Origin of the sequence: Paraburkholderia sp. DHOC27, from assembly GCF_003429005.1 — a bacterium.
Lineage (GTDB): Bacteria > Pseudomonadota > Gammaproteobacteria > Burkholderiales > Burkholderiaceae > Paraburkholderia.
In genome coordinates, this window is record NZ_QVQV01000003.1 from 533,260 (window position 1) to 557,684 (window position 24,425).

At 59.0% G+C, this 24,425-nt stretch carries 24 protein-coding genes and 1 tRNA gene; 13 read left to right on the top strand and 12 right to left on the bottom strand.

Annotation, left to right across the window (positions count from 1 at the left end; all coding sequences use genetic code 11):
- Nucleotides 1–81: 81 nt before the first annotated feature.
- The 9 genes from D0B32_RS14425 to D0B32_RS14465 all read right to left on the bottom strand — a co-directional run bounded on the left by D0B32_RS14425 (nt 82) and on the right by D0B32_RS14465 (nt 7,518).
- Nucleotides 82–759, bottom strand: coding sequence for a DUF799 domain-containing protein (locus D0B32_RS14425; protein ID WP_117334634.1), 678 nt, complete (start codon nt 757–759; stop codon nt 82–84).
- Between the two features lie 10 nt (nt 760–769).
- Complete coding sequence (locus D0B32_RS14430; RefSeq protein WP_117334871.1) at nt 770–1,126, bottom strand: DUF4810 domain-containing protein; 357 nt, start codon at nt 1,124–1,126, stop codon at nt 770–772.
- A gap of 57 nt (nt 1,127–1,183) precedes the next feature.
- Complete coding sequence (locus D0B32_RS14435; RefSeq protein WP_259294999.1) at nt 1,184–1,990, bottom strand: CsgG/HfaB family protein; 807 nt, start codon at nt 1,988–1,990, stop codon at nt 1,184–1,186.
- 269 nt (nt 1,991–2,259) lie between these two features.
- Nucleotides 2,260–3,054 carry an ABC transporter substrate-binding protein gene (locus tag D0B32_RS14440; protein ID WP_117334635.1) on the bottom strand — a complete coding sequence of 265 codons (795 nt, stop codon included), beginning with the start codon at nt 3,052–3,054 and terminating at the stop codon, nt 2,260–2,262.
- Between the two features lie 115 nt (nt 3,055–3,169).
- Nucleotides 3,170–4,024, bottom strand: a complete 855-nt coding sequence (locus tag D0B32_RS14445) for a carbon-nitrogen hydrolase family protein (RefSeq protein WP_117334636.1) — start codon at nt 4,022–4,024, stop codon at nt 3,170–3,172.
- Nucleotides 4,025–4,034: 10 nt separating this feature from the next.
- A complete protein-coding gene (locus D0B32_RS14450; protein WP_117334637.1) occupies nt 4,035–5,189 on the bottom strand; it encodes a pyridoxal phosphate-dependent aminotransferase in 1,155 nt (384 codons plus the stop codon).
- 163 nt (nt 5,190–5,352) lie between these two features.
- A complete protein-coding gene (dbpA, locus tag D0B32_RS14455; protein ID WP_117334638.1) occupies nt 5,353–6,774 on the bottom strand; it encodes an ATP-dependent RNA helicase DbpA in 1,422 nt (473 codons plus the stop codon).
- A gap of 20 nt (nt 6,775–6,794) precedes the next feature.
- Nucleotides 6,795–6,980: a hypothetical protein gene (locus tag D0B32_RS14460; protein WP_117334639.1), complete on the bottom strand. Its 186-nt coding sequence runs from the start codon at nt 6,978–6,980 to the stop codon at nt 6,795–6,797.
- 106 nt (nt 6,981–7,086) lie between these two features.
- Nucleotides 7,087–7,518, bottom strand: a complete 432-nt coding sequence (locus D0B32_RS14465; protein ID WP_117334640.1) for a Cd(II)/Pb(II)-responsive transcriptional regulator — start codon at nt 7,516–7,518, stop codon at nt 7,087–7,089.
- A 381-nt stretch (nt 7,519–7,899) separates the two neighbouring features.
- Between D0B32_RS14465 and adh the strand changes: the two genes are divergently transcribed.
- Both adh and D0B32_RS14475 read left to right on the top strand, forming a co-directional pair.
- Complete coding sequence (gene adh / locus D0B32_RS14470) at nt 7,900–9,420, top strand: aldehyde dehydrogenase (protein WP_117334641.1); 1,521 nt, start codon at nt 7,900–7,902, stop codon at nt 9,418–9,420.
- A 63-nt stretch (nt 9,421–9,483) separates the two neighbouring features.
- Nucleotides 9,484–9,876, top strand: coding sequence for a DUF779 domain-containing protein (locus tag D0B32_RS14475; protein WP_117334642.1), 393 nt, complete (start codon nt 9,484–9,486; stop codon nt 9,874–9,876).
- A 37-nt stretch (nt 9,877–9,913) separates the two neighbouring features.
- Here the strand turns inward: D0B32_RS14475 and eutC are convergent, their stop codons facing one another.
- Both eutC and D0B32_RS14485 read right to left on the bottom strand, forming a co-directional pair.
- Complete coding sequence (gene eutC, locus D0B32_RS14480) at nt 9,914–10,717, bottom strand: ethanolamine ammonia-lyase subunit EutC (protein WP_117334643.1); 804 nt, start codon at nt 10,715–10,717, stop codon at nt 9,914–9,916.
- Nucleotides 10,714–12,108, bottom strand: coding sequence for an ethanolamine ammonia-lyase subunit EutB (locus D0B32_RS14485; protein ID WP_117334644.1), 1,395 nt, complete (start codon nt 12,106–12,108; stop codon nt 10,714–10,716). Before D0B32_RS14485 ends, eutC begins: the two co-directional genes overlap by 4 nt.
- A 373-nt stretch (nt 12,109–12,481) precedes the next feature.
- Here D0B32_RS14485 and D0B32_RS14490 point away from each other — a divergent pair, with 373 nt between their 5' ends.
- Nucleotides 12,482–12,952, top strand: a complete 471-nt coding sequence (locus D0B32_RS14490) for a GyrI-like domain-containing protein (protein WP_117334645.1) — start codon at nt 12,482–12,484, stop codon at nt 12,950–12,952.
- Nucleotides 12,953–13,293: 341 nt separating this feature from the next.
- Here D0B32_RS14490 and D0B32_RS14495 read toward each other — a convergent pair whose 3' ends face one another.
- Nucleotides 13,294–14,220, bottom strand: coding sequence for a LysR family transcriptional regulator (locus D0B32_RS14495; protein WP_117334646.1), 927 nt, complete (start codon nt 14,218–14,220; stop codon nt 13,294–13,296).
- 99 nt (nt 14,221–14,319) lie between these two features.
- Between D0B32_RS14495 and D0B32_RS14500 the strand changes: the two genes are divergently transcribed.
- From D0B32_RS14500 to D0B32_RS14545, 10 genes are all read left to right on the top strand, one after another.
- A complete protein-coding gene (locus D0B32_RS14500) occupies nt 14,320–15,624 on the top strand; it encodes a CitMHS family transporter (RefSeq protein ID WP_117334872.1) in 1,305 nt (434 codons plus the stop codon).
- 38 nt (nt 15,625–15,662) lie between these two features.
- The gene (locus D0B32_RS14505) at nt 15,663–17,021 is read left to right on the top strand and encodes an acyclic terpene utilization AtuA family protein (protein ID WP_117334647.1); all 1,359 of its coding nucleotides are present in this window, start codon (nt 15,663–15,665) and stop codon (nt 17,019–17,021) included.
- A gap of 1 nt (nt 17,022) precedes the next feature.
- Nucleotides 17,023–17,340, top strand: coding sequence for a hypothetical protein (locus tag D0B32_RS14510; protein ID WP_117334648.1), 318 nt, complete (start codon nt 17,023–17,025; stop codon nt 17,338–17,340).
- Between the two features lie 199 nt (nt 17,341–17,539).
- Nucleotides 17,540–18,976 (top strand): reverse transcriptase domain-containing protein, encoded by a 1,437-nt coding sequence (locus D0B32_RS14515; RefSeq protein WP_310591193.1) that lies wholly within the window; start codon nt 17,540–17,542, stop codon nt 18,974–18,976.
- Nucleotides 18,977–19,148: 172 nt separating this feature from the next.
- Nucleotides 19,149–19,505: a nucleotide pyrophosphohydrolase gene (locus tag D0B32_RS14520; protein ID WP_117334649.1), complete on the top strand. Its 357-nt coding sequence runs from the start codon at nt 19,149–19,151 to the stop codon at nt 19,503–19,505.
- 260 nt (nt 19,506–19,765) lie between these two features.
- Nucleotides 19,766–19,841: transfer RNA gene (locus tag D0B32_RS14525), tRNA-Ala, on the top strand.
- A gap of 175 nt (nt 19,842–20,016) precedes the next feature.
- On the top strand, nt 20,017–21,234 hold the full coding sequence (locus tag D0B32_RS14530; RefSeq protein WP_117334650.1) for a phage integrase central domain-containing protein: 1,218 nt from the start codon (nt 20,017–20,019) through the stop codon (nt 21,232–21,234).
- Nucleotides 21,235–21,258: 24 nt separating this feature from the next.
- Nucleotides 21,259–22,407, top strand: a complete 1,149-nt coding sequence (locus D0B32_RS32920; RefSeq protein ID WP_259295000.1) for an AlpA family transcriptional regulator — start codon at nt 21,259–21,261, stop codon at nt 22,405–22,407.
- A gap of 6 nt (nt 22,408–22,413) precedes the next feature.
- A complete protein-coding gene (locus D0B32_RS14540; RefSeq protein WP_259295001.1) occupies nt 22,414–23,193 on the top strand; it encodes a hypothetical protein in 780 nt (259 codons plus the stop codon).
- A 309-nt stretch (nt 23,194–23,502) separates the two neighbouring features.
- On the top strand, nt 23,503–24,384 hold the full coding sequence (locus D0B32_RS14545) for a hypothetical protein (RefSeq protein WP_117334652.1): 882 nt from the start codon (nt 23,503–23,505) through the stop codon (nt 24,382–24,384).
- Nucleotides 24,385–24,425 lie beyond the last annotated feature (41 nt).

Consider the following 24,425-nt stretch of genomic DNA (forward strand, 5'->3'; position numbering starts at 1 on the left):
TCTACTAGACGAAACAACGTGCGAGGCCCCGTCAACTTCCACGACGTTCGCACTGCATCTCTGAACAAGCTCCCGTCTGGTTTAATCCGTACCGTATTTCGGCGAGTACGGGCCGTATAGCAGACCATTGGGTGGTCCAGCGGACAGCATCCGTCGGCTGGTCAGTCCCGCGACGGCCACGCTATCGTCCGACAGACTATGGGCCACCTGCTTGACCGCCGCCTGCACCAACGCGCCAACTAGACCAAAGGCATTCACGTCGACGTTGCCGCCCACTTCATTGCCATTCGCGCTGCCGACGCCGTGCCACAGGACGTCACCCGTTCTCAAGTCCACAAGTTTCGCCGAGGCGGAAACAATCGTGGTGCTGTCGACAACCTGGTAGACCGAACCGTATTTCGTCACCGTCGTGTAGAGTGCCGCGTCTGCTCCAAATATCTGCCGCAGTTTGGCGGGCGCGATGTCCTGCATGTTCGACGCCGTCGTCAGACCGTTTTGCTTAAAGGTTTCGTCCATCAATCCGACGGGAATGACGTAGTAACCCGACTCGGCAAGCGGCTTGGTCATCTGCGAAAGCATGCCGTAACTCGCTTTCACGTCAGGCGTTTCGTTAACGGGCGGCAGCACGAGAATCGAGCGGGGCTGACTCTTCTTGAACGCCGTGTAATCGGTGAGTTGTTGAGCGGGACCGGCGCAGGCCGCTAACATACCTAGCAGGGCGGCGGCCGACAAAAGCCTTAGTGAAGCACGTTTAAACATGGCCTAGCCCTCATTGTTGTCCGGACTTTTTCGTCAGAAAGTCCATATAGGTTGACGACTCGGGGAATGCCTGCTTTTCCGCCTCAAATTCCTGCAGTGCCTGCTGCTCTTTGCCTACACTTGCATAGAGCATCCCGAGCTGGGCATGGAAGCCAGGCGGCAAGCGGCTACCCCTCGCGCGAATCTCCTGAAGCGATTTTTCGAGCGCATCGATTTGTTGCTGAGGCGTAGTTTGTGCCTTGAAGTATTCGTACACCTGCGGTTGATAACCATCCCACTGATAAAGCGGCGGCGCGGACTTATTCGCTGCACAGCCACTCAGCAACGCAGCAGTGGCGGCGAGTGGCAGCCACACGCAGCGGTTCAAACTCTTTGTATCCATGAGGTCTCTGAGAGGAAACGAATGAGGTCGCTCGAGCGCGGATTATTTTGACGCGTTGAGGGCGCCGGAATCAATCTGTTCCGCAAGATGATTCACGGCGTCTTGAATGGCCAGATCGAGAACCTTGCCATTGAGCGTCGAGTCGTAACTGGCCGTCCCACCGAAACCGATCACCTCGCGATTCGACAAGCTATATTCACCCGCCCCCTGGCTCGAAAGCACGACTTCGGACGTGGTCGTGTCAACGACATTGAGGTTCACCTTTGCGTAGGCAATCTGACTTTTGCCGCGGCCGAGGATGCCAAAGAGCTGCTGATCGCCTACCTCCTTACGGCCGAACTCGGTAACATCTCCCGTCACCACAAAATTCGCTCCTCTGACTGCCTGCGCCTTCTTCATGAAATTGGCTTCTTGCCGAATCTCCGAAAGGTTGTCGCGATCGAGAACGTTAAACCGTCGACTCTGTTGCAAACGGGTAATGAGGATTGTTTTCGCCTGACTGCCAAGGCGATCGACACCATCGGAGAAAATTCCGCGCATATAAGACGATTGATTATCGAACTTGCCAATCGCTATCTCGACCGGTTTGCCTGAATAGGGTTGCTGCGCGCTGCTGACAACTGGAACCGGTAGCGTTCGAGACGATTCGGTCGCGCATCCGGCGAAAAGTGCGCTAACTGTCAGTGCGATTGCAATGGTGCCTGTAGCTGAAAATTTCAGATTTGTTGTATTTTTATCATTCATTTTGTGGAAGATTCCCTTGTCTTTAAATTGACTAATCATCGTATCAACAATTAGTATCTCTAAATACAAGGATGAGTTCGCGCGGAGCAGATCCTTACCTAACACCTGCTCGTTATCGTAGATCGTTTAGATTGATCCAGGCCGCTCCTTATCGCGCAAGAGATAGATCAGGAGATAAGGCAGTATGAGCCCAGCGAGGCCGGGCGCGGGGCGCGCGTCAGCGTACCGCTCGACGACGAGGGATGTTGGCTCTGAACGACGCGCAAGCACCGCTGGGTGGTAACGCAACGCATATATGTTCAACACTGCATGTTCAACGCCGCAGCGACCGCTGCAGCGTCAATCGGGTAGCGCAGAATGATAAAGTGCGACGCTCACCTCACCGATACATCAATCCCCCCCAAATACTTCTGCGCCAACGCCTTCACCGTGCCGTCGGCCTGCAACTTGGCAATAGCCGCATTCAACTGATTGCGCAACGCCGTATCGCCCTTGCGCAGCCCGAACGCTATACCGCTGCCGAGGATTTTGTCGTCGCGCACCGGCTGACCAACAAAGGCGAAGTCCTTGCCATCCGGGCGTGACAGAAAACCTGTCTGCCCCGCCGGCGCCAGCACCAGAGTTGCGTCCAATCTCCCCGAGACCAGATCTGCGTAAATCTGGTTCTGATCCTGGTACGACACGATACTGACACCCGCATTTTCCCAATGCGCCTTCGCGAAGGTTTCCTGAATCGACGCCTGCAGCACGCCCACACGCTTGCCCTTCAGCGACTCCGGTGTCGGCAGAAGTCCGCTGCTGGTCTTAGCGATCAACTGGGTCGGCACGCGGTAGATCACGTTGGTGAAATCAATCGCCTCGCGACGCTTCTCGGTAGCATTCATCGCCGAGTTAATGGCGTCGAACTTGCGGCCCTGAAGCGCAGGGATCAAACCGTCGAACGACGTCTCGACCCACTTGCACGTCAGACGCGCGGTTGCGCAAACGGCATTGCCGACATCGACATCGAGCCCCTGCAATTGACCGTTCGATCCTTTAGATTCGAACGGCGGATATTGTGCTTCTAGACCAAAGCGCAGCGTCCCTGCATCGGCCGCAGAACCGCAAACGGAAAGCGTAGCCGCGCTCATCACACACGCGAGCGTCAGCAGCGTCTTAAGCCATTTCATTTTTTCTCCCCCTAACCACAATTAAAATTTGCTCCAGCACCGCGCATTTCGTCGCCTCAAAAAATGGCGCCATAAAGCGGCCGGGTATTCGCGAATGCTAAGTTATCCAAAACACTTAGGAAAGAGCAACATCCGGCGGCGTATTCAACCTCCGATGCGCCAGTACCGGCAATCGCCCGCGCACTTCATCCAGCACGCTGCGCTCGAGTTCGGCAACCGCGATGCCGGGTCCGTCCGCACGATGCGTTAGCACCTCGCCCCACGGTCCAATAATCATGCTATGTCCGTAAGTGCGCCAGCCGTTCGGATGCGTACCGCACTGCCCCGACGCAAGCACGTACGCCTGATTCTCCACAGCCCGCGCTCGCAGCAGCAGTTCCCAATGAGCGAGGCCGGTAGTGTGCGTGAACGCCGCGGGCACTGCGATCACATCGGCTGCCGGTCCCACTCGATACAGCTCGGGAAAACGCAGGTCGTAGCACACCGTAAGCCGCATCGTTCCGAACGGACCTTGCGCGGTGCCGACACGTTCGCCACCCAGCATCGTGTCGCCTTCCGCATGCTGTTCCGTGCCCTGATTGAAGCTGAACAGATGGATCTTGTCGTAGCGCGCACTGCATCGTCCCGTGGGATCGAACAGCATCGCCGTGTTGTAGGCGTGCGTGCCGATTCGCGGACCGCTCGCCGGACGAATCGGCACAGTGCCGCCGATCAGCCATACGTTAGTATCGCGCGCAAGCTGTGCGAGCGCGTGCTGGATCGGCCCATCACCGAATGCTTCAGCGAGCTTCACGCGCTCGTTTTCATCGCTGCCAATCCAGCAGAAGTATTCCGGCAGACACACCAGCGTCGCGCCGGCCCGTGCAGCCGCTTCAACCCAGCGGCGCGCCTGCGCGAGATTCTCCGCCACGTTGTCGGTGCTGCTCATCTGTACGACTGCTGCGACGAGCGCCTCCTGCATTTCACTCATACCGGGCCTCTCACACTGAACATAGCCGGCGCGCCCCTTCCATCAGTGTGGCGTCGTCCTTCGAGAAACTCAGCCGGACCACGCCGCCGTCGGTGCCGTCGGTATAAAAGGCCGAGAGCGGAATCGTCGCCACCCGCACATCGCGGATCAGACGCAGCACGAAGTCGCTATCGCTTTCATCGGAAAAGCCGCGGAAGCGCGCCAGCATGAAGAAACTACCTTGGCTAGGCAGCAGTTCAAAACGCGATTCGCGCAGCGCGTGCACCAGCAAATCGCGTTTCTGCTGATAGAACGCCGACAAGCCGAGATAGCTTTCCGGTTTCGCCAACGCTTCCACGAACGCGTATTGCATCGGCGTATCCGCGGAAAACACCATGAATTGATGCACCTTGCGGATCTCGTCCATCAACTCGGCGGGTGCGAGGCAATAGCCTACGCGCCAGCCTGTTACATGAAACGACTTGCCGAACGACGACACGATCACACTGCGTTGCGCGAGTTCGGTGTGTCGCGCCATGCTCTGATGTTCGGCGCCATCGAAGATCACGTGTTCGTACACCTCGTCGGAAAGGATCACGATATCGGTGTTCTGTGTGATGGCTTTGAGCCGCGCAATGTCGGCGTCGTCGAACACGGTCGCGGTGGGATTGTGCGGCGTGTTGATGATGATCATGCGGGTCTTCGGCGTGATCGCGGCACTTACCTCGTCCCAGTTCACGCGAAAATCCTGCAGCGAGAGCTTGATCGGCACGGGCGTTGCGCCCTGCAATCGCACGATGGGTGCGTAACTGTCGAACGACGGCTCGAAGTAAATCACCTCGTCACCGGGATGCACGAGCGCGCTGATCGTCGAATAGAGACCTTCGCTCGCGCTCGCGATGACGGTAACTTCGGTGGCGGGATCGTAACGCGCGCCGTACAGCGTTTCGACCTTGCTGGCGAGCGCGTCGCGCAGCGCGCCGATGCCGGCCATCGGCGCGTACTGGTTATGTCCTGCGCGCATGGCCTGCGCGACGCCGTCGACCAGTTTCGGATCCGGTGCGAAATTCGGCGCACCTTGCGAAAGATTCAGCGCTTCGTGCTGAGCGGCCAGTTGACCGATCACGGTAAAGATCGTCGTGCCTACATCGGGCAGCTTCGAGCGGGCGTGCAAGGCGCTCTGCATAACGGTTTCTCCATCTGACAGCGAGGCTGCGGAAGGTCCAGAAGCAGGACGCTCCAGCCGGTTTGATGATTAGGCATCAGCCGGCGCGCGGTCACAATCGATACTTTGTCATGCGCGGCATGCGTTTCCCTCATGGCAGCGAGAGGGAAACGGCGCCTCGCGACTACTCGTCCATCAGGCGCACCTTCACCTTCTTACCTTTCACTTTGCCCGCGCTGAGCTTGCGCAAAGCATCGCGCGCCACGCTGCGTTCGACCGCGACATAGGTCGAAAACTCGGTCACGTTGATCTTGCCGATCTGCGAACCCGCGAAGCCCGCTTCGCCAGTCAGGGCGCCAAGCACATCGCCCGGGCGGATTTTTTCCTTGCGGCCGCCGAGAATCTGCAACGTCTCCATGGGCGGCAACAGCCGTTCGTTGCTGGTCGAGGTGAGCTCGGACAGCGGATGCCATTCCACTTCGCGCCCCTGCGCCTGTTCGAGACTGCCCACGCGACCCATCTCGTTCATGCTCGCGAGACTGAGCGCCCAGCCTTCCTGATCGGCCCGCCCCGTGCGGCCAATGCGGTGCACGTGCACTTCCGGGTCAGGCGTCACGTCGACGTTGATCACCGCTTCGAGTTGCGCGATATCCAGGCCACGCGCCGCGACGTCCGTCGCCACCAGTACCGAGCAGCTGCGATTCGCAAACTGGATCAGCACCTGATCGCGTTCGCGCTGATCCAGTTCGCCATGCAGCGCCAACGCGTGAAACCCTTGCGCGCGAAGCACGTCGAGCAAATCGCGGCACTGTTGCTTGGTGTTGCAGAACGCCAGTGTGCTGACGGGCCGGTAGTGATTCAACAACAGGCCAACGGCGTGCAAGCGGCTGTCTTCGGTTACTTCGTAAAAGCGTTGGCGAATCTTGCTGTCGTCGTGGCGCTCTTCGAGTTTAACTTCCTTCGGATTACGAAGAAATTGTTGACTCAGCTTGATGATACCGTCGGGGTACGTTGCGGAAAACAGCAGCGTTTGCCGCTCCTTCGGACACTGACGCACGACCGTCGCAATATCGTCGAAAAAGCCCATGTCGAGCATGCGATCCGCCTCGTCCAGCACCAGCGTGTTGAGCGCGCCCAGCGCGAGGCTGCCGCGTTCGAGGTGATCCATGATGCGGCCCGGTGTGCCGACCACGATATGCGCGCCCTGCTCGAGGCTCGCCGTTTGCGGACGCATGGGCGTACCGCCGCACAGCGTCAGCACCTTGATGTTCTGCTCCGCGCGCGCGAGGCGGCGAATCTCCTGCGTCACCTGATCGGCGAGTTCACGGGTCGGGCACAGCACCATCGCTTGCACAGCGAAATTGCGAGCATCGAGTCGGGCCAGCAGCGCGAGCGAAAACGCGGCGGTCTTGCCGCTGCCGGTTTTTGCCTGCGCGATCAGATCGTGGCCGGCCAGTGCGATGGGCAGGCTCGCGGCCTGGATCGGCGTCATGTCGACGTAGCCGAGCTGATCGAGATTCGCCAACATGGCGGGCGCCAGCGGCAGCAGGCTAAACGGCTTGCCTGGGGGCGCAGCAGCGGTCGTGGTGGTCGTGGGACTGTTCATGTGTGAGTGGCTCAGGTGGCTTACAGGAAGGGACGGCCTTCGATCTGCTCGTAGACCACCGAGCCATCGTCCGCGTCGAAGCGCTCGACGTAATTACGCGCGCCGCACATCGGGCAGCGGAACAACAGCCCCTGGCCCTCGTTCTTGATCACGACGTCCGACTCTTCCCACTGCGCTTCGCAGGACTGATTTCTACACTTGAACACGTTTGATTCTCCAGCTTCGATTCGTTTGTTGATGAGTTGGTCCGGCGCGGTTCGAATGATGGAACCGCCGGAGCCACAGGCCCTGCACCGACTGACCGACGCCGCTTCAACCCAGACGCGTATGTCGCGAATGAGGCGCGCTGACTTCCATCTCGGCCAATTCGCAGGCAGTGCCACCGTCCTCGACCACCTGCGCGGCCTGCCCTTGCTCGCGCAGTGTCGTCAATTGCGCCTTCAATTGCTCGAGTTCGCCGATGCGCGCGTCCACATGAGCGATGTGCGTGTCGACGAGTGCATGGATCGCGTCACCGCCTCCGTCCGCCGTATCGGACAGACATAGCAGCGTGCGAATCTGGTCATGCGTCATGTCGAGCGCGCGACAGTTGCGAATGAAGCACAGGCGCTCGACGTGCCGCGCGGCATAACGACGGTAGTTGGCTTCGGTGCGATCCGCTGCGGGCAACAGGCCCTCTTTTTCGTAGAAGCGGATGGTTTCGGTGGTGCAGTGGGCAATCTTCGCGAGTTCGCCGATTTTCATGAACCCTCCAGCTTGCGCCGCAGACCTGCAGACCTTGTAGTGGCTACAAGGTGTTTACTAGACCACAAATCCCGACCATAAGCCACCCTGGGACGCGTTTGGCAGTCAGCGCCAGAAGGCGGAAGGTGAGCGAAAAGCCCGTGTGAATGAACAGTGGCAACGGTGATCAATTTCTGAACACCGGGCGGACATGTTGTTCACAATCGGTACGTGCCGACATTCGCACGCCGGCGCGTCGGTCTGCACAGCGCCACGCCTGCGCCCGTGCAGCGTACGGCACTCCGCAGTTTCCCGCATTGGCACGCTTCTGGCGTAAGCGACGGACGGTTTGCGGATCACCGCACCGGGCACAGACCATTCGACCATGTGAGGAGCACACAGATGAACCATGCAGAGATGCAGTTTCTGACCACCGAATTCCCGTACAAGAAGCAATATGACAACTTCATTGGCGGCCAGTGGGTGAAGCCTGTCGGCGGCGAATACTTCGACAATATCTCTCCCATTACGGGCGAACCGTTCACCTCAATTCCGCGTTCGCGTGAAGCGGACGTCGAACTCGCGCTCGATGCTGCGCACAAGGCCAAGACCGCATGGGGCAAGACCTCGGTGGCGGACCGCGCCAACATCCTCAACCGCATCGCTGACCGCATGGAAGCGAATCTTCAGCGCATCGCGGTGGCTGAGACGATCGACAACGGCAAACCGCTGCGCGAGACGATGGCCGCGGATATCCCGCTTGCTATCGACCATTTCCGCTATTTCGCCGGCGCGGTGCGCGCGCAGGAAGGCTCGATCTCGCAGGTGGACGAGGACACGGTGGCGTATCACTTCCACGAACCGCTTGGCGTGGTCGGCCAGATCATTCCGTGGAATTTCCCGATCCTGATGGCCGTGTGGAAGCTTGCGCCCGCTTTGGCCGCTGGCAATTGCGTGGTGCTGAAACCGGCCGAGCAAACGCCTGCCTCGATTCTCGTGCTGCTCGAAATCATTCAGGACCTGCTACCGCCGGGCGTGATCAACGTGGTCAACGGCTTTGGTCTGGAAGCAGGCAAGCCGCTCGCGTCGAACAAGCGCATCTCCAAGATCGCCTTTACTGGCGAAACGACCACGGGCCGTCTGATCATGCAGTACGCGAGCCAGAATCTGATTCCGGTGACGCTGGAACTGGGCGGCAAGAGCCCGAACATTTTCTTCGCCGACGTGCTGGACCATGACGACAGCTTCTTCGACAAGGCGCTGGAAGGCTTCACGATGTTCGCGCTGAATCAGGGTGAAGTGTGTACCTGCCCGTCGCGCGTGCTGATCGAAGAGAAGATCTACGACAAGTTCATGGAACGCGCACTCAAGCGCGTGGAAGCGATCGTTCAGGGCCACCCGCTCGACACGAAAACCATGATCGGCGCGCAGGCCTCGCAGGAACAGCTTGAAAAGATCCTGTCGTATCTGGACCTCGGCAAGAAGGAAGGCGCGGAATGCCTGACGGGCGGTGAACGCAATCCGCTCAACGGCGAACTGCAGAACGGCTATTACATCAAGCCGACCGTGTTCCGTGGTCACAACAAGATGCGCATCTTTCAGGAAGAAATCTTCGGCCCGGTGGTTTCGGTGACGACGTTCAAGAACGAAGACGAAGCGCTGGAAATCGCCAACGACACGCTTTACGGTCTCGGCGCCGGTGTCTGGACGCGCGACGGCACGCGTGCGTATCGCTTTGGCCGCGCCATTCAAGCCGGCCGCGTGTGGACCAACTGCTATCACGCCTATCCGGCGCACGCAGCGTTTGGTGGCTACAAGCAGTCGGGCATTGGCCGCGAGAATCACAAGATGATGCTCGATCACTACCAGCAAACCAAGAATCTCCTCGTCAGCTACAGCGATAAGCCGCTCGGCTTTTTCTGAGTCTGACTTCCTGACGGGCGGGCCGCTTCGTGCGGCTCGCTCTCTTTTTCAAAAGGAGACGTCATGGCTGAAAAGGAAGTGGAACGGGTCATCGTGACGCCGGAAGCTGCGGAGTTGATCGGCAAGTTGCGGGCCGAACATGGTCACCTGATCTTTCATCAATCCGGTGGATGCTGCGACGGCAGTGCGCCGATGTGCTTTCCGGCCAAAGAGTTCATCGTGGGTTCGTCGGATGTGAAGCTTGGCACGATCGCGGAAGTGCCGTTCTACATGAGCGAATCGCAGTTCGAGTACTGGCGCAGCACGCAGTTGATCATCGATGTCGTGCCAGGAACCGGCGGCATGTTTTCGCTGGAAGGGTCGACGGGCAAGCGCTTTTTAACTCGCTCACGGCTTTTCGAAGACGACGAAAATGCGTGGCTGGATACGCATCCTGTCGAACGCGTTGCGGCCTGATTCTATGTGATGGCCTGATTCTATGTGATGGCCTGATTCATTGTTTTGCCTCACGCGGCGCCGGAATGGGCGCCGCGTTTTCGTTGGGCGCGTCATTCAGCAACGCGTCGCTGTCGTCCTTTAGACCGACACCCGTAAGTCCCAGACGACGCGCATGCGTCAACAGATAGTGCAGCTTGTGTGCCGCTGCCGCGTAGTTCAAACCTTCTGGCCGCACGTTCGAAATGCAATTGCGTTGCGCGTCTGTGCAGCCCACTTTCGGCGCATACGTCAGATAAATACCGAGGCTATCCGGCGAGCTTAGTCCTGGGCGTTCGCCGATCAACATCACCACCATTTTGCTTTTCAGCAGTTCGCCAATCTCATCACCGAGCGCCACGCGTGCCTGTCTTGCAACCACCATCGGGCCAATCTTCCAGTCAGCGAGTCGCGCTACAACCGCCTGCATGAGCGGGATGGATTGCTTCGACGCGGCGAAAGCCGAGAGGCCGTCCGCGATCACGAACACCACTTCTGGCGGTTCAACGCTGCTCTGCGCGAGCAGCGCCCTGCTCTCATCGGACAAACGCCGTCCCAGATCGGGACGCCGCAGATAATGCTCGCGGTCAGGCGCCGCGCTGTGTACGTCGAGCGTCGTGAATCCATGCGCGCGCAACTGCTCGTGCAATGCGTCTGCATCAAGAGGATGATGCACAGCGTCGCGCGCCTGCGCGTGCGAAAGATTGAACGCGAGCAACGCTTCGGTTGGCATGCCACTGCCTGCGCGGCCCAATGCGATGCGCGCGTTGGTGAACTGGCGCAACGCGCTCCAAGGGTTCTTTTCGATGAAGTCGCGGCTCATGCGATGCCCATCCAGTCACGTGCGCCTTCCAGCAGCGGTTGCTGCGTCGCGCCGTTGAGGAGGATGCCGCGCGTATCGGTGATCTGCATGGCTTCCAACCACGCTTCGAATTCCGGCGCGCGCCGCAGTCCCAATACGTCACGCACATAAAGGGCATCGTGAAACGACGTGCTCTGATAGTTGAGCATCACATCGTCCGCACCCGGCACGCCCATGATGAAATTGATGCCCGCTACGCCGAGCAGCGTCAACAGATTATCCATATCATCCTGGTCCGCTTCTGCGTGATTCGTATAGCAGATGTCGCAGCCCATCGGCACGCCGAGCAGCTTGCCGCAGAAGTGATCTTCGAGTCCGGCGCGCGTGATCTGCTTGCCGTCATAGAGATATTCCGGTCCGATGAAACCCACCACCGTGTTCACGAGGAACGGATTGAACTTGCGCGCCACGGCATACGCGCGTACTTCGCAGGTTTGTTGATCGACACCGTGATGCGCATTCGCGGACAACGCGCTACCCTGCCCGGTTTCGAAGTACATCAGATTGTTGCCCACGGTGCCGCGCTCGAGCGACAGACCCGCTTCGTACGCTTCCTGCAGCAGCGCAAGCGAAATGCCAAAGCCGGCGTTGGCCTGTTCCGTGCCGGCAATGGACTGAAACACCAGATCGACGGGCGCGCCTTTTTCGATGGCGGCAATCGTGCTCGTGACGTGAGTCAGCACGCACGATTGGGTCGGCACCTGATAGCGCTGCCGGAACTCATCCATCATGCGCAATAGCGTGGTGATGGTGGCGAGATTATCCGAAGCGGGGTTAATGCCGATCAGCGCGTCGCCGCTGCCGTACATCAGACCGTCGAGCATCGAAGCGGCGATACCTTTGACGTCGTCGGTGGGATGGTTGGGTTGCAAACGCACGGACAGGTGTCCCGGCAAACCCACCGTGTTGCGAAAGCGCGTAATCACCGGGCGCTTACGTGCCACTGCGATGAGATCCTGATTGCGCATCAACTTGGAGACCGCTGCCACCATTTCAGGCGTCAAGCCGGCGGTGATGCGCGTGAGTGCGGCGGTATCCGTGGTGTCGCTCAACAGCCAGTTGCGAAAGTCGCCCACCGTGAGATGGGAAATCTCGGCGAACGATTCCGCGTCGTGGTCGTCCATAACGAGACGTGTGACCTCGTCGCTTTCATAGGGAATCACGGCTTCGCTGAGAAACGTGCGCAGCGGTACTTGCGCGAGTGCCATCTTCGCCGCGACGCGCTCTTCTTCACTGGCCGCGACGATGCCCGCGAGCTGATCGCCCGAGCGCAGCGGACTCGCCTTCGCCAGCAGCGTTCTCAGATCGGCAAATCGGTACGTGCGACTGCCGATGTTCTCCGTATATCTCATGTATGCGACTCCATTGCCGCTGCCAGTGCAACGGCCTGATCCGTCATCTGTCGAGCAATCCCATCCACCACGAGATGCTGCAACGATAGCGCTATTCCAGCGTAGGGTCACTCGCGGCCCAGTTCCTATGGTAACGAGCCATTAATCGAGGTGTCAGGGAAGAACGGCGAAGCTCCGCTGTTCCAGTGCTGCGGCCAGCCCCGGGGCCCGATGGCGTCTTGCTGCGTTGCATCGAAAGCACCCCCAAACTCAGCAGGATTTGTTAAATCGAGGCGTGCTACCGTTATCTTCATGCAACCCATGCGGCGCCGCGAAGTATCGCAAGCTTGGGATGCATACCCGGTTTCGGCCGACTCGATCAGGAGGCAATCAAATGATGATGCAAGACGTAGTGATTCAGGACCTGCCGCCAATGGAAGCGTTGACGATCGATCACGTAGGTCCGTACATGCAGATCAGCAAGGCGTTCGAGGCGCTCGGCGGCTGGTTAGCCGCGCGCAATCTGATTTCTTCCGACATGCGCATGATCGGCATTTTCTATGACGACCCGTGCGTCGTGCCCGAAGCGCAACTGCGTTCGAAGGCGGGTATGGTGCTGTCGCGCCAGGTCGACGTTTCTGCGCCCGTTTCCGTGACGCAGGTGCCCGGGGGTCCGTACGCGGTCATCGTGCACAAGGGACCGTACGCCGAGCTGGATGCGGTCTATCAATCGCTGTATGGAGAATGGCTGCCGAAGTCAGGACGGGAAGCCGCGGACGCGCCGGCGTTCGAAGAGTATCTGAACACGCCTGAGAACACGGCGCCTGCAGAACTGCTCACGCGCATCTGTCTGCCGTTGGTCTGAGCGGTACGAATGACGCATGCTGTTTCTGTGGGCGTGTTTGCAGCATCGCGGCATCTGCTTTGCCTATGTCTTTTACTGTATACATATATATACGTAGTAATAGTTAACAAAGGCCATGCGTTTCTGTGGATAACCCCGATCTTCGTTGCGAGATCAAGGCGCTACGAATTCGATAACTCTTCGGGGCATGCGTGCATAGCGGGCGTAAGGCGAGGACAACTTTTGTAAAGCGCTGTCGAGGCGCCGCTTTATCAAGGTTCGGCCCACAAGAAATTAGCGGCGTTATCCAGTAGTTGTTCAGAGGAGGCTGGGGATAAAGTGGCTGCCTGCGCTTCATCGTTCTAAGCGGGGCGGCGCTTCGTTATCTTTCTGCTCTTCGTGTCTTGTAGCGTGGGAGTCAGCGCAGCCGCGAAGGCCTCTGTCACTGGTGGTAACGTTCTGCCGCGCTTCTTGATGAGCGCGATGGGCCGCACGAAACGCGCGTCGTCAATGGCGAGCGCCACGACGCTCGGCTCGGCGAGAATCTCGCGTGCGGAGCTGGGCAGGATGGTGAGACCCAGGCCCGCGCGAACCATGCCCACGGCGGTCATCATGTACATCGGCTCGCAGGTTGGCGCGAGCGTTACGCCCGCCTCCTCGAACGCCGAGGCCACCACCGCGCGCACGCTCGTGCCGCTTGCCGTGAGCACCAGTGGATAAGCCGTCAGGCTCTCCAGCGTGACGCGGCGCTTCTTCGTCAACGGATGATCGAGCGGGCAGACGATGCACAGCCGGTCCTCGCCCGCATGCAGCACTTCCAGCAAGGGATCATCCGGCTCGCCACCCGTCAGCCCCAGATCGACCTGTTCGCTGCGAACCAGCGCGTTCACGCCATTCGCGACTACATCGCGGATGTCGAACGCCGCGCCCGGCACCTGTTGTCTGAAATCCAGCACGAGATCCGGCAGCAGGCTCGCTGCGAACGACGGCAAACAGGCAATGCGTACTGTGCCCGTGGAACCATCGCTCAACGCACGCGCATCGAGCAGCACGTGCTCCATCTCGCGTAGCGATTTCTGCAGCACCGGCAGCAACTCGCGTCCTACTGGCGTGAGCGCCACGTTGCGGCTGTTTCGATCGAACAGACGCGCGCCGACCATCTCCTCCAGCCGCCGGATCTGCACCGTCAGCGCAGGCTGCGACAGATGCAGCCGCAGCGCGGCACGCGTAAAGCTGCCCGCCTCGGCCACGGCGATGAATGCGCGAATTTCCCGGAGATTGAGATCCATTATGAAACGTGATTGCTGCAATCAAATCATTTCAATTGCTCTATTCATCCACGGAACCTACGCTTGTCGACATCAAAAGACAAGATCGGAGACAAACACGTGCTGCCACTATTGGGTCTGGCCACCATCGTCGTTCTGCTAGCGGCGATCCTTTCAAAACGTATGTCGCCGCTGGTCGCGCTGATCATCGTGCCGGTTGCGGCGTCGCTGATTGGCGGCTTCGGGTTGCAAACCAGCAAGTTCGTCATCGACGGCTTGAAGAGTCTCGCGCCGGTGGTCGGCATGTTCGTGTTCGCCATTCTTTACTTCGGCACGATCACCGACGCAGGCACGCTCGATCCGATCATCGACCGCATTCTGCGCACTGTCGGCACGCGGCCGACGCGCATCGTGATGGGCACCACCCTGCTCGCGCTCATGATTCACCTGGACGGTTCGGGCGCGGTGTGTTTTCTCGTGACGATTCCGGCCATGCTGCCGCTCTACGATCGCCTGAACATGGACCGGCGTGTGCTGGCCGCGGCGGCGTCGATGGCAGCGGGCATCAACTTTCTGCCGTGGACCGGGCCTATGATTCGCGCATCCGCTTCGCTGCATCTGCCAATTTCCGCGCTGTTCAATCCGCTGATACCGGTGCAGATCATCGGCCTGGTGTTTGTCTTTGGCATGGCATTCTGGCTGGGACGTCGCGAAGAAAAGCGCCTCGGTCTGACCGCTGCGGCAGGCAGCATCCCCATGCCGCAACGTCAACTCAGCGACGAACAAGCGGCATTGCGGCGGCCACGCAATTTCTGGTTCAACATCGTGCTGACCATCATCGTGTTGGGATCGATGGTCGTGATGGGCGAGAAAGTGCCGCCCGCGCTCGTGTTCATGGTTGGGCTATGCATCGCGTTGCTGGTGAACTACCCGAACGTGGAAATGCAGCGCCAGCGTATCGACGCACATGCCCGCGCGGCTTTGATGATGGCCGGCATTCTGCTCGCGGCAGGTGTTTTCACCGGCGTGATGCAAGGCAGCGGCATGCTGAAGGCCATGGCGCAAACGGCTGTGGGTTTCGTGCCGCAGACCATGGCCTCGCATATCCCCGTTGTGCTCGGCCTGGTGTCGATGCCGCTGAGTTTGCTGTTCGATCCCGACTCGTTCTATTTCGGCGTGCTGCCGGTGATTGCCGAAGTTGCCGGTCAACTTGGCGTGCCCGCCGTGAAGATTGGACAGGCCGCGTTGCTCGGTCAGATGACCACGGGTTTTCCGGTGAGTCCGTTGACGCCTGCGACTTTCCTCGTCTGTGGATTGACCGGCATCGATCTGGCCGATCATCAGAAGTTCACGTTCCCGCTGCTGTTTGGAGCGTCGATCGTGATGACGATAGCGTGCGTCGTGCTCGGCATTTTCCCGCTTTGATGTTGGCTTAACGTATTCAGACAGTCATCAGGACAGCAATGAACACAACGAATCCATCACGCGTGGTGCGCATTGGCGCCGGCGCGGGCTATTCGGGCGACCGTATCGAGCCAGCTGTCGAACTCGCGACACACGGCAAGCTCGACTACCTTGTGTTCGAATGCCTGGCAGAACGCACCATTGCGTTGGCGCAGCAGGCGCGACGCCATGATCCCGAGAGCGGCTACGATCCGTTGCTGGAAGCGCGCATGCAGGCCGTGTTGCCGGTGGCGACGCGCAATGGCGTGCGCATCGTGTCCAACATGGGCGCGGCCAATCCGTTAGCCGCGGCACGCAAAACAGCGGAGATTGCCCGTTCGCTCGGCTTGCATAGCCTGAAGATCGCAGCGGTGACGGGCGATGATGTGCTCGACGTCGTGCGCAGCGCTAACTACCACTTCGAAGAATCTGGCGACGCTGTATCCGCGTTCGACGCGCGAATCGTGTCAGCGAATGCGTACCTCGGCGCGGCGCCCATCGTGGCGGCGCTGGAGGCCGGTGCCGATATCGTCTTGACGGGACGCGCCGCCGATCCCTCCTTGTTCACTGCGCCGCTCATTCATGAGTTCCGCTGGGCCTTCGATGACTGGGACCGTCTTGGACAGGCCACCGTGGTCGGGCATTTGCTGGAATGTGCAGGGCAAATCACGGGTGGCTATTTCTCGGATCCCGGTTTCAAGGACGTGGCCAATCTTGCGCGACTGGGCTTTCCGATTGGCGAGGTAGCGGAGGATGGTTCGGTGGTCATCACGAAGGTTGCGCATGCCGGTGGGCAGGTGACCACCGCGACCTGCAAGGAACAACTGATCTATGAAATCCACGATCCACAGCGTTATCTGCAACCGGACGTGGTGGCGGATTTTACGCAGGTGCGGATTGCGGAAGAAGGGAAGGATCGGGTGCGCGTGACGGGAGGCAAAGGGACGCCTCGCACGCCGACGCTGAAAGTTTCCGTGGCGTATGTGGATGGCTATATCGGCGAAGGTCAGATTTCTTATGGAGGACCTGGCGCCGTCGCGCGTGGCAAGCTCGCGCTCGAGATTGTGCGCGAGCGGTTGACGCTGTGCGGCGTGGACGTCAGCGAATTGCGCTTTGATCTGATCGGCGTGGATTCGTTGTACGGTTCGTCACTGAGCGATGGCCATGGTGAACCGTACGAGGTGCGGGCGCGTGTGACCGGCAGGAGCGCGTCAAAGGCTGAGGCGATTCGCGTGGGCAACGAGGTGGAGACGCTCTATACGAATGGTCCTGCGGGCGGCGGCGGCGTGACGAAAAGCACGCGTGAAGTGATTGCGGTGCAGTCGGTCTTGCTGCCACGCGAGCTGGTGCAGCCGTCCTTTACGATCGTGGAGGTTTGAGATGAAACTGCGAGAACTCGCGCATTCCCGCACCGGCGATAAAGGCAATACGCTGAATGTTTCGGTGATCTGCTATGACGAGCGTGACTATGCGCATTTGCTGCGAGAGGTCACGCCGGAGCGGGTGAAAGCGCATCTGCGGGATGTGGTGCGCGGTGAGGTGACACGCTATGAATTGCCGCTGATCGGTGCGATGAACTTTGTGATGAAGGATGCGCTGGGTGGCGGGGTGACACGGTCGTTGGCGATGGATGCGCATGGGAAGTCGGTTAGTTCGGCGTTGATGGATCTTGAAGTGCCGGGCGTTGACGAGGTTTGACAGAAAGCGTTCTTGACGTACGAGAATGGCAAGGTGCTTTTGCGAAATGTTAAGAACGACTGAGCGTTGACACGACAGAGCAGCTCGATTATCTTCAGCGCGCGGGACGGCGGGTCAAGCTTGCCGGGGTACGGGAAGGATACGTTCCAGGCACTACGGGGTTACCCCGTGGATCAGCATGATCTCCGCAGTTCGTCGCATGAGCCTTCTCCACGCCTTGCGTAGCTGGGCTCACGCAGCACCAGTCGCGTTGACTCGTCGGCCCGCCTTTTTCTTCGCCATGCGCTTATCCTCGCTGCAACACGTCACCTTTGCCATCGCCGATGCCATGCTCGCCGGGCCTCCTGAGCCCGATGCGCTAGTCGCGCGTATGACGGCTGCGTTGGGTGTCCGCGCGGATTGGATGACGGGGATTGCGCGCACGACCTCCAGGCGCTTTGCCGCGAGGTGGGAACACGTGAAGCGCGACGAGTTGCTCAGAATGATCGCGGCAACGGAGAGCTTCCAACTGGCGTGGCATAACGAACATCAACGCCCTGTCGTGGTCCGCGTGCTGAAGCGCGCACCGCAGCAGGTCGCGCCGCCGCCTCGCCTTGCGCACGTCGCATTGCCGCAGCTTCCGACGCTGGGTGATCTGGCCGCGTGGCTTGAAGTGGACGATGCGGACCTTGGGTGGTTCGCTGATCAGTGGCGTGTCATGCCACAAGCGTCTAGTACACCCCTTCATCACTATTCCTACAAGGCGATCGAGAAACGCGACGGACGATGTCGGTTGATCGAGATGCCTAAATCTCGCCTGCGAGATCTGCAGCGCAAAATCCTCAAAGGTTTGCTCGAACATGTGCCGCCGCATGAGTGCGCGCACGGCTTTCGCAAAGGGCGCAATACCGCGAGCTATGCGACGCCGCACCTTGGAAAGGACGTGGTGGTGCGATTCGATCTCGCGGACTTTTTTGCCTCGGTGCACGCGGGGCGTGTTCACGCGTTGATGCGCACGCTGGGCTATCCGCTGGAAGTGGCGCGGGCGTTGACCGCGATCTGCACGAATCGGGTTCCGAGTGCGCGCTTGCTCGCAGATGACGTACGGGAGCGATTCGACTGGCAGGAGAAGCAGCGCTATCGCACGAGGCATTTGCCCCAAGGCGCGCCGACGTCGCCGGCGTTGGCGAACCTGTGTGCTTATCGGCTCGATTTGAGGCTAGCGGGGTTGGCTCGGACGATGTGCACGTCCTATACGCGGTATGCGGATGATCTGGCTTTCTCTGGCGGTCGAGAATTGGCGCGAGGTGTTGAGAGACTGGCCGTGCGTGTGGCGGCGATCGCGATGGAAGAGGGGTTTTCGATTCAGTTGCGGAAGACTCGGGTGATGCGGCGCGCGGCGCGGCAGCGTTTGGCTGGGGTGGTCGTGAATCAACGACCCAATCTAGCGAGGGATGAGTTTGATGCGCTCAAGGCCACGCTGACAAATTGCGTCAGGTATGGGGTGGAAGGACAGAACCGTGACGGGCATCGTGACTTTCGCGCGCATCTGGAGGGGAAGGTCGCGCAGGTTTGTTTTTTGAATCCGGGGCGGGGGGAGAAGTTGAGGGGGATTTTGAGGCAAATACAGTGGGACGTCTCGGGCGCGCACGAATAGGCTGTCGTCCTACTCTGTCATATTGCGGCGTTGCTGGTGTAATTTGCGGCCGGGAACGACAGTGGCCTCAATTGGCAAAGTTAGGTAGCTGACGGCCCCGCCCCTTCCGCGAGACTGGGTGGTCACGCTGAGTTAGCCTTGCGGGAAAGTCACCACTTCAAGAGACTCTACGATGCAAAGCGATCTAAGCAGCCTGCGTGACCTCCTTCGACACTTTGCCGACGAGCGCGATTGGAACAAGTTTCATACGCCGAAGAATTTGGCAACGGCGCTGAGCGTTGAGGCGAGCGAGCTACTTGAACCATTTCAGTGGCTGAACACGGGTGACCAGAGCGAGTTGGATGAGGCCAGATACACCGCGGTTCGTCACGAAATGGCGGATGTGTTGCTGTACCTGGTTCGTCTGGCGGACAAGTTGGACGTGGATCTCTATCAAGCGTGTCTGGAGAAGATGGAGATCAACCGCGCGAAGTATCCGGCTGAAAAGGTTCGGGGCGATTCGCGGAAGTATTCGGAGTATCCCGATTAGGGGGATGATTCGTTGATTCTGCAGCGAACGGGTTCGTTGGGTCGGTGATTTGGAACTTGGTTCAGCGGGGTTTTTACGGGTGGACGCGTTCACTCAGGAAATCTTTCGGTCGCGGGGATCGCCGGTCTTCACGCCGTCGAGGATTCGAGCTGTTCTTTCACACTATTTTGGCGATCGTTCGCAAATTTGTTGCTCGGCAACGAGTTGCTTCCGCATCGCAGATTTCGAAAAAACCTTGTGCTAGAATAATTTCCACTCGTGGGGGGGTAGCTCAGCTGGGAGAGCGTCGCGTTCGCAATGCGAAGGTCGGGAGTTCGATCCTCCTCCTCTCCACCAACAGAACGTCCGAGTAGGTCCAAAGCGGTTCTGGAAAAGTCCAAAACCCCGCGTAGCATAAGGCTCGCGGGGTTTTTTATTTCCGGCGATCTACGATGTGGTCCATTGACATCCAGGGGCAACTGGGGGCAACGTATAGGGGCAAGTACAAGACTAAAGAAGGAGTTGCCCCAAAATGCCCCTTACCGACATAGCCGTCCGCAACGCGAAGCCGGCCGATAAGCCAACCCGGCTTTTCGATGCCGGTGGCCTTTATCTGGAAGTTGCCCCGAGCGGGGGCAAGTGGTGGCGTTTTAAATACCGGTTCGCCGGAAAGGAAAAGCGCCTCTCCCTAGGTGTCTATCCCGAAATCACCCTGAAGGATGCCCGCGATCGAAGGGATAGCGCGCGGAAGCTTCTTGCGAACGGTGTCGATCCGGGACTCGATCGCAAGGTACAAAAAGCTGCGGCGGTCCAGCGAGCTGGTAACAGTTTTGAGACCATCGCTCGGGAGTGGTTTGCTGGGCAGCTTCCTGGCTGGGCGAAGAGTCACGGCGACAAAATTATCGCTCGGTTGGAAAACGACGTCTTTCCGTGGTTGGGGGGGCGGCCCATCGCGGATATCCGCGCAACGGAAGTGCTGGACGTCTTGCGTAGGGTCGAGAAGCGCGGTGCACGCGATACAGCGCATCGCGTACACCAGAATTGCGGTCAGGTGTTTCGTTACGCCGTGGCGACCGGGAGGGTAGAAAGAGACGTCAGTGCAGACTTGCGCGGAGCACTGCCGCCTGCTCGCCATGAGAATTTCGCCTCGATGACGGAACCGAAGGAGGTCGCTGGGCTCTTGCGTGCGTTGGACGGCTTTAAGGGAACATTCGTCGTCCAGTGTGCACTGCGTCTCGCACCACTGCTGTTCGTGCGTCCCGGTGAGCTGCGTACAGCCGAATGGTCACACTTCGACCTTGACAAGGCCGAGTGGCGCTACACGGTCTCCAAGACCAAGAGAGACCACCTGGTGCCGCTTGCGCGACAGGCCGTCGCCATTCTTCGAGAGCTGCAAGGCCTGACCGGTCACCGCCAGCACGTGTTTCCCGGGCGAGACGTCAAAAAACCGATGAGCGGCGCTGCGATCAATGCGGCCTTGCGGCGACTGGGATTTGACACGAAGACCGAAATTACTGGGCACGGGTTTCGCGCAATGGCTCGTACCATCTTGCACGAACAGTTGCGATTCCCAGGTGAGGTGATAGAGCACCAGCTGGCACATAAAGTACCGGACGCGTTGGGGACCGCTTATAACCGGACCAAGTTTATCGATGATCGGGTGTTAATGATGCAACGGTGGGCCGACTATCTTGACGAGTTGAAGTCCGAAACTGGCGACGTTCTCAAAATTCGCGCTGTAGCCGCCTGATGTCGATCTGATCACGGGAGGAATATGACCGTTTCTGTTGTTGATTTGCCGCTCGACGAACTGATCCATTGCGGAGAGTTTGCACGCGCCATAGCGAGAGCGATCCACCCAGTGCTGGAAGAAGGGGCAACTGGTATTTATTGCGTGACGGGAAAGTTGGTGGCCCCCGATCTCAGGAAAGCGTCGCAGGAAACAGGACTGTTAGGCGCCGTTCGGGCGGATATTCCGGGGGCCTTCCCGTTGCCAGCACTTATTGAACGCGACGAACAGCTCGAGTTCGAGCTCCGTGGCGAAGTGATGGAAAATGAACGCGGCGCAACCGAGCGACAGATTTGGAAGTTGACGTCTAACCTACAGTTCCCGCACAAGCTGACGGATACGGACCGGGAGAGTCTGGAAAGGATATTGCCAGATTTGCCGCCCTTGCGGTACCCGTTGTCAGACCGAAGCAGGGAAGTATTCATGCAGGCATTCCGAGAGAAGGCTCGCGACTGGCTGTGGGAGCCGATACTTGTGACGGATGCCTATGTTGGCCTGCAGCACCAACGGCAAGAGCAAACGGTCAAGTATCACGTCGCGACATTGGCAGATGAATGCTCCTCGGGCGCAATAGTAATTCTCGACCGAGGGCATACTCGGCTGAGCCGGCTTGCTCCTGTTTCAGACGCCTACCTTTCCCGCAAAGCCGCTATCGATTATCTGTATCGACACGGCTTTGGGTATCGGAAGGCAAAGGCAAGCGCGCGGAAACCGATAGATGGCCGACGAGACCCGGGTACTCTTCCAGCGCCCACGCGCGGCGTCTCCATCAGTCAAGCGAGTGCAGAGGTAGTACGTTCGGGCAGCGATGAGTCGTGTGGTAGCGGCGCGAATGAACCGCATCGTGCAGCCCCGCCGCATGGTTCAGTCTCGCAGGCCGTCGCTGCTGCCAGCGAATCAGACGACTCTACAAGAGCTCCTGTCGCCTTGCGTGGCACCGTTCTGCGCATTAGCGAAGTGAGTAAGCTGACGGGAATCTCAGTGTCGATGCTCTACGAAAAGATGAATCGCAAGTCGCGATACTACGATCCTACGTTCCCGAAGAAAGTGTCGTTTGGCGCGCGCACTGTCGGCTATCTGCAGGCCGATGTCGATGCATGGATTCAGCAGCGGGTTTCAGCGGGGAAAGATTAATATTTTGTGGCTCAAGAATCGAAAGTTCACGTCGAGGCTATGACGAGCGAGCAATCACCGCGAGAACGCATTGCTGCCGCAAGGCAGCTTTATGCCGCGTTGCAGGCGTACATAGACCGGCCGACCTGGACGCCGATGGAAGGAGCGTTGATCGTATCGGGGATTCACCCGCCGTCTGACTGCTGTGATATTCCCAATAGGGGTGTCGGCCTTGATGGCCGAATCTTCTCCAGCGGAGACAATGTACGCTTTTCGGTTGCTCACCGTATCTGGCGGAAGTGGCTTTCGCGGTGCGAAGACGATCAGGAAAGTGGTGAGGTCACGCCGACCGAATTTCGGCCGGACACGTTTCTGATCTGGTGCGACGACATGCATATCGAGACCGATTGTCTTCGGCTTTGTCGGTCTCTCACCGGCTACACGGCGGATGCTGGTCGCCTCGACGTAATTCCGCTGGCGATCGTCGAATACGCGGAGCAAAAGGCCAATGAGGTCGACGTGCTTACTGCCAAGCTTGTTGCTGCTGGCGAGCCGGGCGTCGACAGCAAGGCGAAGTACAAGAATTCGTCGTCGCGCTCGCCTATGCCGTTGCCGCAGAATCGGGAGCACCTTTCGACAGAAGAGTTTGCGGCGGTGTTAGCTGTTGAACCGCAGTCGGTACGCAAGCGTTACTCTGAAACGGGTAGTTACCACGGCGTTAGACCGACAAAGCTTCCGAATCGTCGGCTGCTCTGGCCGGTCGAGACGGCCAAGCGATTGCTGAATGGTGGCAAGGTTGGCGAGTGATGTGGCCCATCCGAGTTGTCAATCGGTGGTTGAACCCTGCCGCGAGATTCTTAATCGCCATCGCGACTGTTTTCTGGAGACTCGATGGCCAACTCACCGAAGAACACTGCTGATTGATCTGATCTGAGGAAGTTGGATGGCCGTATGTTGCTCGTTGCGCAAATCGACGGTGCGGAAGGCTGTCCGTCGTCTTGCAACTTTCCTGAAGCGCAGTAGCGTGCTTTCGACGCTTCCCGCTCGTGACTTTTTCTTTAGCACGGCTCTGCCGATGTCGTGCCTCTTCGCCCATAAATTTCGCAGGCGACCCACATGAACAGTGAAGAAGACTTTGAATATCGCTATACCGTTGAATTCCCGAGGGGACAGCGCTACAGCGTCTCGACGGTCTTGGACTTCATTCCCAAGGTTCTGCATCCGTGCATCCATCATCTTCGGACGGACCAAATTTCTTACCCCGCGGTCTATAGGCTGGTCGATTCATTGAACTACGGCGGCCCTACGAAAGAGCAATCGACGGAGAGAAGACCGTGTGAGCATTGCACGCGCCTGCAGCAAGAGGTACGTGTGCGGCTTGTCGAGCAAATTCGGATGGCAGCCCGTAGCGGGCACCTCGATCTCTGGAGCTGGCGACTGGGTACAGTGACCGAACCGCCAGTCGACGGCGACGCATTCTGGTGGGCGCAGACGGCAGATATTTTTCGAGACGATCTGGTCAAGTTCTGCAAGAGTCAACGCCTGCGCGTTCAGTTTTCAGAGACGGAGACATATGAGCGAGAGGACTCCACAGGTCAACGGCCAAAATCGGATCACGACAGCGCACCCTGTGAGGCGAAATCGCCAAGTGACAGTCATGAACAAGCACTTTCGGAATTGCCCCCCATTCCGTGTGTTCCCGCTGGGGCAATTGCCATTACCAAATTGGCGCTTCAGGCCGCCTGGGAGATTGAGCTGGCGGTCGGACAGTTCGCCGGCCCGGATACCATTTTTCGACGTTTGGGCACTTGGGTGAATACGCCCAAGGATGGAGACGGGGTGTTGATACAAGTGACTGGGAAAGCGGTTTTTTGGGCGAAGACGAAGGGCGGCGAGAAGGAATACGATCTGGAGGCTTGCAGTAAGACTCTTGCGTCCTGGCATAAGCGCCGTTGCAAGAACGGATGCGGTGGGCTACGGGGAGCAAGACCCGGGTAGTCGATCTTCCGGTGGCCAGAATGTACTCGCACCGATATCCA